General features: G+C 61.4%; 9 protein-coding genes. 6 read left to right on the top strand and 3 right to left on the bottom strand.

The annotated features are described in order from the left end of the window. The first annotated feature begins 15 nt into the window (after positions 1-15). The 5 genes from ACFPN2_RS11335 (at position 16) to ACFPN2_RS11315 (ending at position 7,016) form a co-directional block, all read left to right on the top strand. Entirely contained in the window at positions 16-3,228 is a 3,213-nt protein-coding gene (locus tag ACFPN2_RS11335; RefSeq protein WP_380596711.1) for an efflux RND transporter permease subunit, read from the top strand. Between the two features lie 117 nt (positions 3,229-3,345). Beyond that, positions 3,346-3,720, top strand: a complete 375-nt coding sequence (paaI, locus tag ACFPN2_RS11330; protein ID WP_380600107.1) for a hydroxyphenylacetyl-CoA thioesterase PaaI — start codon at positions 3,346-3,348, stop codon at positions 3,718-3,720. A gap of 42 nt (positions 3,721-3,762) precedes the next feature. Further along, on the top strand, positions 3,763-5,067 hold the full coding sequence (gene paaK, locus ACFPN2_RS11325) for a phenylacetate--CoA ligase PaaK (RefSeq protein ID WP_380596710.1): 1,305 nt from the start codon (positions 3,763-3,765) through the stop codon (positions 5,065-5,067). Positions 5,068-5,269: 202 nt separating this feature from the next. Beyond that, positions 5,270-6,205, top strand: coding sequence for a pectate lyase (locus tag ACFPN2_RS11320; protein ID WP_380596709.1), 936 nt, complete (start codon positions 5,270-5,272; stop codon positions 6,203-6,205). Positions 6,206-6,248: 43 nt separating this feature from the next. Next, positions 6,249-7,016 (top strand): hypothetical protein, encoded by a 768-nt coding sequence (locus ACFPN2_RS11315; RefSeq protein ID WP_380596708.1) that lies wholly within the window; start codon positions 6,249-6,251, stop codon positions 7,014-7,016. On the opposite strand, the gene ACFPN2_RS11310 is transcribed toward ACFPN2_RS11315, so the two are convergent. The 3 genes from ACFPN2_RS11310 to ACFPN2_RS11300 all read right to left on the bottom strand — a co-directional run bounded on the left by ACFPN2_RS11310 (position 7,003) and on the right by ACFPN2_RS11300 (position 11,162). Next, positions 7,003-9,132, bottom strand: coding sequence for a WD40/YVTN/BNR-like repeat-containing protein (locus ACFPN2_RS11310; protein WP_380596707.1), 2,130 nt, complete (start codon positions 9,130-9,132; stop codon positions 7,003-7,005). The two genes, ACFPN2_RS11315 and ACFPN2_RS11310, sit on opposite strands and share 14 nt — an antisense overlap. A 54-nt stretch (positions 9,133-9,186) precedes the next feature. After that, positions 9,187-10,401, bottom strand: coding sequence for an energy transducer TonB (locus ACFPN2_RS11305; RefSeq protein ID WP_380596706.1), 1,215 nt, complete (start codon positions 10,399-10,401; stop codon positions 9,187-9,189). 173 nt (positions 10,402-10,574) lie between these two features. Then, a complete protein-coding gene (locus ACFPN2_RS11300) occupies positions 10,575-11,162 on the bottom strand; it encodes an acyl carrier protein phosphodiesterase (protein WP_380596705.1) in 588 nt (195 codons plus the stop codon). 274 nt (positions 11,163-11,436) lie between these two features. Here ACFPN2_RS11300 and ACFPN2_RS11295 point away from each other — a divergent pair, with 274 nt between their 5' ends. Beyond that, positions 11,437-13,461, top strand: a complete 2,025-nt coding sequence (locus tag ACFPN2_RS11295) for a DUF4394 domain-containing protein (RefSeq protein ID WP_380596704.1) — start codon at positions 11,437-11,439, stop codon at positions 13,459-13,461. Positions 13,462-13,467: the final 6 nt, after the last annotated feature.

Below are 13,467 nucleotides of genomic sequence, written 5' to 3'. Positions count from 1 at the left end.
GGCGGGTCCGCGCCCATGTGGATTACTAAAACCAGCATCAATCAGCCGGTATTCGCGACCATGGTCATGCTGGCCCTGGTCGTGCTCGGCTTCTATTCGTACCGGTTGCTGCCGGTCGAGCAGATGCCCGAGATCAATGTGCCGCAAGCCTTCGTCTCGGTCTCGTATCCCGGCGCGTCGCCCGAGGCTATCGAGAACGACGTCATCAAGCCGCTCGAAAACGTCATCAACAGCGTCGAGGGCGTCAAGAACATCTACGGCACGGCGCGCGAAGGTAACGCGTTCTTGATGATCGACTTCCGCATGGAAGTCGACAGCGTCGCGGCCACTCAGGAAGTGCGCGACAAAGTGGCGCAGATCCGTTCGTCGCTGCCTCGTGAAGTTCGCGAGCCGACGATTTCTCGCGCCACCAACGACAGCTCGACCGAGCCTGTCGTCAGCCTGGTTGTGTACTCGACGACCCGCAGCCTGCGCGAAGTTTCCACCCTCGTCGACCAACAGATCGTCAAGCGACTGCAGAATTCCTACGGCGTCGGCAACGTTTCGACGGGCGGTGCGGTCGAGCGGCAAGTGCAGATCTTCCTGCGGCCGGAGCAGTTGCAGAGTTTCCGCGTCGGCGTCGATCAGGTGGTCGCAGCGGTGCGCGCCGCGAATCAGGACTTGCCCGCCGGCATGATCTCGCGGGGTCCGACGGAACAGCTGGTTCGCGTCGAAGGCAAGATGAAGAACCCGCGCGACTTCGAACGCATCATCGTCGCGAATCAGGGCGGCGCGCCGGTGTATCTGCATCAAGTCGCCGACATCGTCGACGGCGAAGCCGAAGAGCAATCGATCTCGCGCATGAACGGCCTGCGGTCGGTGTCGCTGGACGTCTATAAGGTCCAGGCGGCCAACATGGTCGAGGTGGGCAAAGGCGTCGACGAAGCGGTCGCCGACCTTACGTCGCGTCTGCCGCCGGACATCGTCATCCGCACGCTGTGGTCCGACGCCAAGTTCATCGAAGGCTCGCTGGACCGGGTGAAGGAAACAATCATCGAAGGCGCGCTGCTGACGATTCTGATCGTGTTCCTGTTTCTGCACTCCTGGCGCTCGACTGTCATTACGGGCCTGACGCTGCCGATTTCCGTGGTCGCGAGCTTCACGGCGCTGCATGCGTTCGGCTTCACGCTCAACTTCATGACCTTGATGGCGCTGTCGCTGTGTATCGGTCTGCTGATCGACGATGCCATCGTTGTGCGCGAGAACATCGTGCGCCATGCCGACATGGGTAAGAGCCATCGCCAGGCTGCGCTCGAAGGCACCAGCGAAATCGGCCTGGCGGTGATGGCGACGACGTTCGCGATCCTCGCCGTGTTCATCCCGGTCGCGTTCATGAGCGGCATCATCGGCAAGTTCTTCCTGCCGTTCGGCATCACGGTGGCCGTCGCGGTGATGGTGTCGTTGTTCGTGAGCTTCACGCTCGACCCGATGCTGTCCTCAGTGTGGCCCGATCCGAGCGAAGGACGGTTCCGTCGCGTGCCCTGGCTGGGCAAGGTGATGGAGCGCGTCGAGTCGGTCATCGATTACGCGCACCGGGTCTACGATAAGTTGCTGCGCTGGGCGTTGAGCGGTCGTCGTTACGGCATCACGCGTCGTGCGAGCGTCAGTCCGCGCGCGTTGTTACTTGTGATCGCGGGTCTGTCGTTCTTTGGCAGCTTCGCGATCGTGCCGCTGGTCGGCACCGAGTTCGTGCCTCAGCAGGACGAGGGCATCATGTTCATGCGCATGAACACGCCCATCGGCTCGAGCCTCGAATACACCGATGCGAAGATCCGCGACGCCGAAGATGCGATTCGCGAGATCGACGGCGTCGACAGCATTCTCACCACCGTCGGTACCGATGAAGGCCGCAACTACGCGCGCGTCCGCATCCTGCTGAAGGACAAGATGCTGTTCAAGCGTCCGCCGCAGAAGCAGATCGAAGAACAGATTCGTAATCGGCTCTCGAACATGGCCGGCTTGAGCCTGACGGTGCAGGGACAGAATCAGCCGGTCGTGATTTCCATCCTGGGCCCCGAGAACGCCAAGCTGACCGAGCTGTCGCAGGACCTGATGAAGCGTCTGTCGACGATTCCCGGCATCGCCGACCTGGAGAGCAGCGAGCGCGGTGCCAATCCGACCATTGCCGTGCGGATCAAGAACGAGCTTGCGAGCGATCTCGGCCTGACGACGCAGAGCATCGGTAACGCGCTGCGCCCGTTGATCGCGGGCGATCAGATCAGTACCTGGCTCGGGCCCGATGGCCAGGACTACGATGTGATCGTGCAATTGCCGAAGCAGCGTCGCGAGATCGTGTCGGATCTCGGCGATCTGTATGTGACCAGCACGCGTGTCGACGCGAACGGCAATCCGATGCTGGTGCCGATTCGTCAGATCGCGGACTTCGTCGAGACCACCAGCCCGCAACAGATCAAGCGACTCAACCTGCAACGTCGCATCACCATCTACGGCAACGCGCAGGGTCGGCCGTCGGGTGACGTGGGCACCGACGCAGAGAAGATCGTCAAGGCGATGCAGCTGCCGCCGGGTTATCGCTTCGACGTGAGCGGCGCGCAGCAGGAGATGAATGAAACTTCCGCTGCCGCGGGTGCCGCGCTCGGTCTGGCGGTCATCTTTATCTACCTGGTGCTGGCGTCGCAGTTCGGCAGCTTCCTGCAGCCGGTGGCGATCATGGCGTCGTTGCCGCTGTCGCTGATCGGTGTGTTGCTCGCGCTGGCGATGACCGGCACGACGCTGAATATCTTCTCCATCATCGGCTTCATCATGCTGATGGGTCTGGTGACCAAGAACGCCATTCTGCTGGTGGACTTCACCAACCAGGCGATCCGTAATGGGGTGCCGTTGCGCGAGGCGATTTTCGAAGCGGGTCAGGTGCGTCTGCGCCCGATCTTGATGACGACGCTTGCGATGATCTTCGGCATGCTGCCCATGGCCATCGGCGTCGGTGCGGGTGGCGAACTGCTCGCGCCGATGGGACGCGCGGTCATCGGTGGCGTGATTACTTCGACGCTGCTGACCTTGCTCATCGTGCCGGTGCTTTACACCTACATCTACGGCTTCACCGAGCGCGTCAAAGCGCGCTGGCGCCGCAGTCATCAGCATCAGGAAACCGCCGCTCACGCGGCCGAGCCTGAGCATCCCGCGCTCGCGGATCAAACCGATCCGTCCGGCACGCCTCGACCGACCTGACACAACAACGGTTGAGCTGCGCAAAATGGTGTGTCATTTTACGACGCACCTTTGGTCGCGGAGTCGCGCGTGTCCTCCGATCCTGCTCAATTGCTCGCCGAGCGCTCTGCTGCGGCGATGTATGCCAACGACCGGGCCTCGCAAGGCCTGGGCATGCGCGTCGTCGAAACTCGTCCGGGCTACGCGAAGCTTGCGATGCTGGTGCGCGAGGACATGCTGAACGGCCACTCGTCGTGTCATGGCGGCTTCATTTTTTCCTTGGCCGACAGTGCGTTCGCATTCTCGTGCAATTCTCACGGCGGGGTAGTTGTCGCAGCCGCGGCATCGATCGATTTTCTCGCGCCCGCGCAAGGCGGCGACGAGTTGACCGCGACCGCGGTCGAGCGTTGGCGATCGAAGCGTAACGGTGTATATGAAGTGACGGTCGCCAATCAGCGTGGCGAAACGATTGCCTTGTTCCGCGGCCGCTCGCATCAGGTTCGCGAGCCCTAGTTTGCAAGCACACTCTCGAATGCAGCGTTGCAGGAGGAGAGCATGTCGCTCGACAAAGAAACGTACGAAGCCATCGAGCGCACCAGCGTCGATGAGCTGAGGGCGCTGCAGCTCCAGCGATTGAAATGGTCGCTGCGGCACGCCTACGACAATGTGCCTCATTACAAGAAGGCGTTCGACGCCGCCGGCGCGCACCCCAACGATCTGCGCTCGCTGGAAGATCTGAGTCGCTTCCCGTTTCTGGTGAAGCAGGACTTTCGCGATCAATATCCCTTTGGTTTGCTGGCAGTACCGCGTGAGCAAGCTGTCCGCTTACATGCGTCGAGCGGCACGACGGGTAAACCAACTGTCGTCGCTTACACGCGTAACGACATCGATACCTGGGCCGAATTGATGGCCCGATCCATCTTCGCCGGCGGCGGCCGGCCGGGGGATCTCGTTCATATCGCTTACGGCTATGGGTTGTTCACGGGTGGTCTGGGTGCGCACTACGGCGCCGAAAGACTGGGCTGCACTGTCGTGCCCATGTCAGGCGGGCAGACCGAGAAACAAGTGCAGCTCATTCGCGATCTCGAGCCGCGGATCATCATGGTGACGCCGTCTTACATGCTGGCAATCGCTGAAGAGTTCACGCGTCAGGGAGTCGACCCGGCTTCATGTTCGCTGCGCATCGGCATCTTCGGCGCCGAGCCGTGGACCAATGCCTTGCGAGCGGAGATCGAAGCGCGCATGAGTATCGACGCGGTCGACATCTATGGATTGTCGGAAGTGATGGGGCCGGGCGTCGCGATGGAATGTGTTTCGACCAAAGATGGACCGGTGCTTTGGGAAGATCATTTTTATCCCGAGATCATCGATCCCGAGACCGGTCGAGTGTTGCCCGAAGGCGAAGAGGGTGAGCTGGTGCTGACTTCATTGACCAAGGAAGCGCTGCCCGTGATTCGCTATCGCACGCGTGATCGCACTCGACTGTTGCCGCCGACGGCGCGAACGATGCGGCGTATGGATCGCATCTCGGGTCGCACCGATGACATGTTAATCATCCGCGGCGTGAATGTATTTCCGACCCAGATCGAAGAATTGATTCTGAAGCAGGCGGCGCTGGCGCCTCACTATCACTTGGAAATATTCCGCGACGGTCACCTCGACTCGCTCACCGTCAATGTCGAGCTGCAAGCGGGCGTCGAAGATCATCAGGCGCGGCGCGAGGGTGTCGCGGGCGAGTTGACCCATTCGATCAAGTCATACATCGGCGTCACGACCACCGTGGTCGTTCATCCCGCCCGCTCGCTCGAGCGCTCCATGGGCAAGGCAAAAAGGGTCAGCGATCGCCGCCGGCCGACATAATGACTCGATCTCCGGCCCGACTAGTGCAGAAAACCCAAGCCCATCAAAGTCCTGACTGATCTTCCCTTTGTACGTATAGGCGCTCGGTCGAAGCTGCTTGTACGGTCGCTGACACCGGTGTCATAAAGCGCGCGTATTTTGCTACCGGTGTCAACTCTGTGAGGGCAACTATACGGAAGTATCCAACGGACAGGAGATAACTATGCTTCGCAATTTGGTTGTAGGGGGATTGTTACTGACCGCGGCCGCCTCCGCCTGGAGCGCGACCAACCGGCCCGAGGGCTACGTGACCATCTGCAAGATCAACGAGACGTGCTCGGTGAGCAGCAGCACCAACGTGGCCTTCGGCGCCTCCGGTCAGTTTGTATATAAAGTTCTGAACGGCACGTTCAGCTGCACGGTCGCGACCTTCGGCTCCGATCCGATTCCTTCAAAGCAAGTGAAGGAATGTTCGGTGCCGTCAGGCAGCGGCGGAGGTGGCGGAGGAGGTGGTGGCACGACGCCGCCGCCGTCGACCGGATCGATCACGGGCTCTTCGTGCTCGACCGGCGGCACGCAAACGACCGTGCATGAAACGATTCGTGTAACCAGCGGCACCTATGACGGCGGTTGCAAGCGTTTCAATGCAGGCTCGGAGCTGGGCGACGGCGGTCAGTCGGAAGGCCAGGATCCGGTGTTCCGTGTCGAGAACGGCGCGACGTTGCGTAATGTTGTCATCGGCACCAACGGCGCCGACGGTATACACACGTACAACGGCGCGAACCTCGATAATATCTACTGGATGAACGTCGGCGAGGATGCGATGACCATCAAATCCTCGGGCACGACTACGGTGAGCAACATCGAAGGCTACGATGCCGACGATAAGTTCTTCCAGATTAATGCCGCGTCGACGCTGAACGTGACCAATTGCATCATTCATCGCGCCGGCAAGGCGCTGCGCCAGAATGGTGGCACGACGTTCCAGATCAACGTCAGCTTCAATCGGTGCGACATCAATACGATGGAGGAGGGTGTGTTTCGCACCGATAGTTCCAGCAGCCGGGCCAGCTTGACCAACAGCCGGTTGCACGATGCGGGCTCGGTTTGTATCGGCTCATGGGCGAGTTGCACACAATCGGGTAACACCAGCTACTGATCGACGAGGGGATGGACACCATTCCAGGCTAAACAAGGACGGTATGATCGACTTCAAGGAAAGAAGCATTGTCTCGGGCATCGTTATCGCGGCGGCGCTTGCGTCCGCCGCGATTTTCATCTCGAAACAACGTCAGGAGGATGAGTCCGCGGCCGCTGCTGAATCGGCGAGTGCGCGGGCATCGCAGAGCCGACAACGTCCGCTCGTTTCGCCATTGGTGCCGGAGCAGTCGCGCGCCCTCGCGGCGACCGACGATGCATTCGACCCCGCGCTGCTCGCTCAGGTCGAGCACAAATATCGATTCCTGATTTCGGAAGTCGATGAGGAGCACGTCGATGAATTGCGTCGACGGCTGCTGGAGCGTGAGTCGGAAATAGATCTTCGCTCGCGAGATCGCATCGACGCGGGCATTGGCAAGATGCTGCCGGCGGAGAGCTTCGCTTACTATCAGACGCTGAAGGATTCCGATCTCGAACAGCATCATCTGACTGAATACACGGGTGGCATCAGCAATGTCGCGCCGCTGGATGAGCAGCAGGAGCGCATCGTGCTGGATGCGAAGCTGCGTCAGAAACAGCGCTATGCCTCGGTCATGCGAGATGTCGGGCTCGAGCGGGAGAGTCTATCGAATGAGGAGCGTGCCTACGCACATGCGAGAGCGGCCGAGGCGTTGAAGCAGTACATGGAAGACTTCCTCACCGACGTGGCGCCGTCGCTCACGCAGGAACAGTACACGCAGCTCAAGAACTATGAGACGACCGAGTTCTCGCGCGAGTTGAGCCGATTGCAGCAACGGATCAATGCAAAGTAGGCGACAGTCGCACGATGCGCTCGCCGACCAGGATGAGATCGCCAGTGCGTGAGTTGAACCCGGCGCTGCGAAAGTGACGTGGAGTGTGGCTGAAGACCCGCTGCCAGGATTTGCCCGCATCGGTCGAGCGCAGGATCGTTCCTTGCTGACCGACGATGACCAGGTTGCCGCTGCCGGGCTCGAGCAAGCCTTTGCGCAGCTCCACGTCGGTGTTGCTGACGATCAGTTGCCAGGATGCACCGTCGTCGGTGGATCGCACGATGCTGCCATGCTCGCCGAATGCAATGAGCGCGCCGCTCTTTGAATCGCGAAGCAGGCGTCGAAGGGAGCGCTCCGTGCCGGAGGAAACGCGGTGCCACTTCAGTCCCGCATCGGTCGAGCGCAGCAGCGTGCCTTTGCCTCCTAGCAGAAACATCGTGTCCGAGCGCTCGTCGGCGTAGCTGCCGAACAAGTCCTCGTCCGTGCCGGTTTCGACGAGCGACCATCGTCGTCCTCCGTCGATGCTTCGCGCGGCGACACCGCGTTGTCCGGCGGCAAGCATCGTGGATTTGTTTGAGGCTACCGCGCCTTGCCAAAGCTCGCGCTCGGTCGAGAGTTTCGACAGCTGCCACGTACGGCCGGTGTCTTGCGACGAGTAGATCGAACCGCGTGCTTCAATCACAGCCAATGATTTCTGCCGTGGGTCGCTGAGAATCCACGGAAATGCTTCTTCATTTTCCAGTGGCGTCCAATGAGCGATGTGCCATTTGCGCCCGCCGTCCTCCGAACGAATGATCGTTCCCGGCGCGCCGGCTGCGATCAGAGCGTTGCTGGAGGGCTCGATCACCAGAGAGCGCAGGTTTGGGGGCGTGTTCATGTTGGGATAAGTGACATCGACGCTTTCCCACGTCTGCCCGCTGTCCGCGGAACGCAAGATGCCCCCGAGCTCGCCGCTGGCGACCATCGCATCGCTGCCAGGCAGAGCGACGACTTCGCGCAAGTTCAAGCTCAGCTCGGGTGAGATGCGTCGCCAGCTCTTGCCGGAATTTACTGTGGTCACGATGTAACCGCCTTCGCCGAAGCCGACGAAGCGTCCATCGCCGATCTGCGCCAGCGATTCCAGGCCGGTGTCGAAACCGATCGTGAGCTTTTGCCACTGTCGCCCGCCGTCAGTGGAGCGGGCGGCCAGGCCGTGATGACCGACGGCAATCAACGACTGACTCGGGGCATCGTAACGAATCGCGCTGATGAATCGCTTCTGCCCGTCGATGAGCAGCTCGATTCTTTTCCACGCGTTGTTGCCGCGCCCGCGACGATACAAATCGCCCGTATGACTCGCGAGCAGGGTAGCGTGAGATCTCGGATCGACCGCTACGTCGGTGAAGTAAGCACCGTCGCCCATGCCGACCAATCGCCAACTCTCGCCGCGATCCGTGGAGATCAGGAATCGGCCCAGCGCGCTGGTCGCAATCAACTCGTTTTCCAGTGAATGGATGGCGGTCACTGGAGTGACCGGGTCCTGCATCTTCACTTGCGTGACATGCCAGCTGGCGCCCGCGTCCGTCGAGCGGCCGATCAAGCCCGCTTCGCCGCCCATCAGAATGGCGTCGCTCACCGGCTCGACGAACAGGGTCTGCAATGTGAGATTCAATTCATTGGGCAAGGGCGACCAGGCTTTGCCGCCATCGGTCGAACGCAGAATCGTTCCTCGAGAGCCCACCGCGATCCACGCACCGCCCGGCGCATGGTGAACAACTGTGCGCAGATCGAAGTCGGATGCAGCGAGAGGGACCGCTTGCCAATGACGGCCCGCATCTTCCGAGCGAAGGATCGTGCCGCGTTCGCCGACAGCAATAAGAACTTTGCCCGATGCATCCGAGGCGATGCGCGCGAGATCCGCATCGATGGGTGTGTCGGCGTAGTTCCAAGTGTTGAGGTCGGTGGAATAGAGAATGGTGCCGTCGGTGCCCCAGATCAGCAGAGTCCGGGATTTGGGCTCGTACAGTGAGCCGGTCAATTTGGGATTGATGACGCGCGCCGAATAACGGATGGGAGCGTCACGATTGGCGGCGTGGCATACGAGTGGAACGCAGCCGATAAATAGCAACGCGCACGCGAGCAGTTCCTTTGAGCTCATGCGGATCCCTCCGATCCGCATGCTGCCCCCGACGGGGCACGAGTGGCAAGTAGGTCAGTTCGAGCGCTGGAATCTCAGGCGGACCCGAACTCGTTCGCTGGTCGAGCCATCGCTACGCGGTTCGTATTTCCACTGTTCGACAGCGGCGAGCGCCGCACGATTGAATATTCGACCGCGACTGGTGTCCTCGACGCGCGGCTCGACCACATCGCCAGCTGCAGAGATCTGCAAGCTGACATCGACCCACCCCTCAATGCCACGCATCAGCGCTTCTTGCGGATATTGAGGCTGAACCATGCGGATGAGCTTGGGTTCACCGGCAGGCGCGGGCGGCTCCGCAACTGCGATTGGTTCAACCTCTGCTGGTGCGGGCTGCGCTTCAGGAGGTGGCGGCCCGATTGTCTGTAATGAAGCTGGTGGCTGATTGGCCGCCAGCGTCGCGGCGACCGCAGTCACGTCGGCGACTTTGGGTGACGGAGCGGGCTCGGCTTTAACTTCTGGCGCCGGTGTTTGAGATTTCGGCGCGGTCGCCGGACGCGAGGCAACGGGCCCAGTAATGATTGCAGGCTCCGCTTTTTCGAGCGCTTCTGCATTAGGCTTGGCCGTCTTGGTTGCCGCAGCCAGCATGCGCTTTAGCTGCGCCCGCCACTGCGCATCCAATACCGGAAGGCCATTGTGATCCGGCCGCACCCGTCGCGCCTTTTCCAGTGCGACGCCGGCTTCGGCGATTCGGTGCTGTGCCAACAACACTCGCGCATTGGTGAGATGACGATCGGCAATGGCATCGATCCCGGCGATCGCATCGTGATTGTTGGGATCGAGCGCGAGCACGGTGCTGTAGTAGTGAAAGGCGCTGCGCTCCGGTGGATCGGAGTAACGGCCGTCAGCCATCGCGGTGTGCGCATCGTTGAGATTGCGAGCGATCACTTCGCGCGGATCGATGTCGGGAATGCGCTGAGCCATGACCCACCACACCGCGAACCCCACCGACACGATAGCGATGGCGAATGCAATCCAGGGCGTACGGCCGCCGCGTTGCTCGTGACTTACTTCCGGCGCGGCAAGTGGCACTGACACTTGCGCAGGTGGTGGTGCGGCGGCGAGCGGCACATCGACGACGGTCGGCGCCGTGGCCGGCGCATCCACCGATACTGGCTCCGATTCGAGTTGTGGGTTCCGCCGGCGTTGGGCGGTTTGATAGAACGGCGCGGTGATTTCGTTTCGTCCCGACGCCAGTTCCAGTTTTACTCGCGCAGTATCGGTGGGCATGCGCTACTCCCCAAGGGTGGCACCCCTGCTGCGCCACAGCGCAAAGCGGGCTTGCTCTGCAGGCCAACCTAATCCAATAAAAACAGAGTGTCAGTGGTCGGAAGTCCTAATGTACGGACCTTCCGAGGTAAAGGCCGGGAGTGTCGATTTTTTCGACGTCAGCAAAAGGGGCGCTAACGTCTCTCGGTTACTGCAGCTTGCAGCTGCGGAAAGAACTCGGCGAAGTCGGCATCGAAGCCGGCGCGCTGCGCAATCAAGTCGGCGACCCCTTTTTCCAACGCAAACTCCCGCTGCCAGCGCGAGGACAAATAAGCGGATAAACGACGGAGCGAGTGCTCCACGCCTTCGATGCGTCGGTACGAGCCGAGCAGGTCGTGGCGAATGATCCGATCGATGGTCACGCGCGCCGACGATGGCAGCTCGATCTTGCTGGACTCGATGTCGGCGTAGAACTTTGCGGTGAAGGCGTCGAGCACGATGGGCGAGTAACGATCCCAGCTGGTCGCCAGCAAGTGATCGTAGAAAACATCCACGAGCACGCCGCTGAAACGACGGAAGCCAGCGCTCACCCGCGAGCGGCTGCGCTTCACCAGCGGATGCGAGTCGGTGAACGCGTCGATCTGCTTATGTTTTTGCACGCCGCGCTGGAAGCTCGCGCTCATCCGGCGCAACTCTTCTCCTCTGACGATATCGGCCAGCAGATTGCCGAGGCGAAACTCGACATCGGGCTCGGACAGAAAAACGTGGGCCAGCCAATTCAAGAGAATTTCCTATGGTGAACCGCGGCAAATTTAGCGTGGAGCGCCGCGAAAGTCGCGCCTTTCGCAAGCGACTTGAAAAAAGTCAGGATGGCTTTTTTCAACAGAGGATCAGCATGTCGCCCACGCCAGACACTGTAATCCGCGACAGTTCTGCATCCGCACGCGGGCCGGTTCTCGAATAACGCTGCAGATTCAACCGTGAGCTGAACGATCACGGACCGGTCGTGCGCGCTTTCGCGTCGCACGTGCGATGCAAACCACAAGGGATTCTCCCATGAGAGTGATGAAGTTGGGCTCGGTCGCAGTCCTGATCTGCGCGTCCTTGCTGACCGCCTGTAGCGATAACGGCGATGACGAGCGGCGTCGCCCAAGCATCTCCGCGCCGGCCTCGCCGCTCGCGTCGGCGTCGTTGGGAGTGGCCTTCAGCGCGACATTCGTTTCTTCGGGCGACACCGTGATGTGGAGCGTGGCCTCGGGCACGTTGCCGCCGGGCCTCACGCTGAACGCCACGACGGGCGCGTACACGGGCACGCCGACGGCCGCCGGCACTTTCACATTCACCGTCGCCGCCACCAACAACTTCGGCATGGACAGCCGCGCGTATTCGCAGATCGTCACGTCGCCGCCGCTCGACAGCAATGCACTGTTGTCGAACAACATGCTCGCGGCCTTTCCTTCGATTGCCGCAGCCGGCTTCGATACGCCCGTCACGATTGCGGGCGTGAACATGGGCGACGTCCTGGTCAGCATCGATCGGCGGCCGCAGAACGGCTTCCTGTATGGCCTCGGCTACAACGCCACCGCCGGCACCGTTCAGCTTTACAATATTTCTTCGCAGACGGCGACGGCGACGGCGATCGGAACCGCTGGCAGCTTCACTGCCGCCGATGGCGTGACGGCGGTGCGTGTCGGTGCCGATGCGAACACGGTCTTCGGCATGGACTTCAACCCGACCGTCGATCGGGTGCGCGTCGTGAACAGCGCCGGTCAGAACTTCCGCATCAATCCCAACAACGGCGCGTTGGTGGACTTCGATGCGGTTGCCACGGGCACGCAAATGGACGGCGGGATCAACGGCCCGACCGTGTCGGTGCAGGAAACGGCGTATACGAACAGTGTGACGAACGCCGCCATGACGACCCAGTACACGCTCGATCAAACGATCGATTCGCTGTGCATTCAGAATCCACCGAACAATGGCACGCAGACCATGTGCATGCTGCTGTCGGTGCCGGTCGAGACGGTGCAGGGCTTCGACATTCCTTCGACGGTGGCGGTGACCGCGTCGAACTCAGTGGCAACCGGGTTGGGCACGGCGGTGGTGCGGGCTTCGGGTCGCACGCAGGATGAGCTGGTCAACATCAATCTCTCGACGGGCGCAGTGACGACGTTGGGCCCGGTCGGTCCCGCGGGCATCATCGGCGTCGCGCTTCAGTCGCCCGCAACGACGCCGCCGTTGTTTGCGCTCTCTGCCGACGGCACGCAGTTATTCCGGCTGCTGAGCACCGCGCTGGCGACGCCCGCGACCGTGACGATCGGCGGCATCACGATCGGAGAAACATTGGTTGGCATCGACTACCGTCCGCAAACCGGTCAGTTGTTCTCGTTCGGTGTGAATGCCACGACGGATACTGGCACCGTCTATATCATCGATCCGCAGACGGGCATGGCGAGTGTCGTCGGAACGGCCAGCACGGTCGCGTTCGTAACAGCGGCGGGTGTGCCTGTCGATCTGCCGCCGGTGAGCGCGGGCTACGGGTTCGACTTCAATCCCACGGTCGATCGTATTCGCGTCGTCACGGGGACCGGCTTGAACTTCCGGCTCAATCCGAACAACGGCGCGGCGGTCGACGGCGACGCAACCGCCACGGGGACCAATCCCGACGGCTCGATCAACGGTGGACCCGCAGGCTCGACGGGTGTGACCGCGGCCGCATATACCAACAGCTTCGGTCAATCGCTCATGGGCGGTGTGACGACGCAATACGTGATCGATCCGGTCAGCAACTCGCTGTTCATCCAGAACCCGCCGAACAACGGCGTGCTGACGGCGGCGCAGACCATCACGTTGAATGGCGCCACGCTGGACTTCACCGAAGCGAATGGCTTCGACATTCCAGCGAACGTGCGAGTGACGACCTCCGCATCGCCAGCGACGGGCTCGGGCTTCGCGGCACTCACGGTGGGCACCGCGACGCGCTTGTATTCGATCGATCTGAGTAACGGTCGCGCCACGGATCTGGGCGCGTTGCCGGCCGGCGTGAGCGGGCTGGCGGTGGGTCAGATTTCGGTCAAGTAGAAGTTA

Origin of the sequence: Steroidobacter flavus (assembly GCF_042651805.1) — a bacterium.
Taxonomy (GTDB): Bacteria; Pseudomonadota; Gammaproteobacteria; order Steroidobacterales; family Steroidobacteraceae; genus Steroidobacter; species Steroidobacter flavus.
The sequence above is the reverse complement of the archived record's forward strand: the minus strand, read 5'-3'. Positions and strand labels throughout refer to the sequence as shown.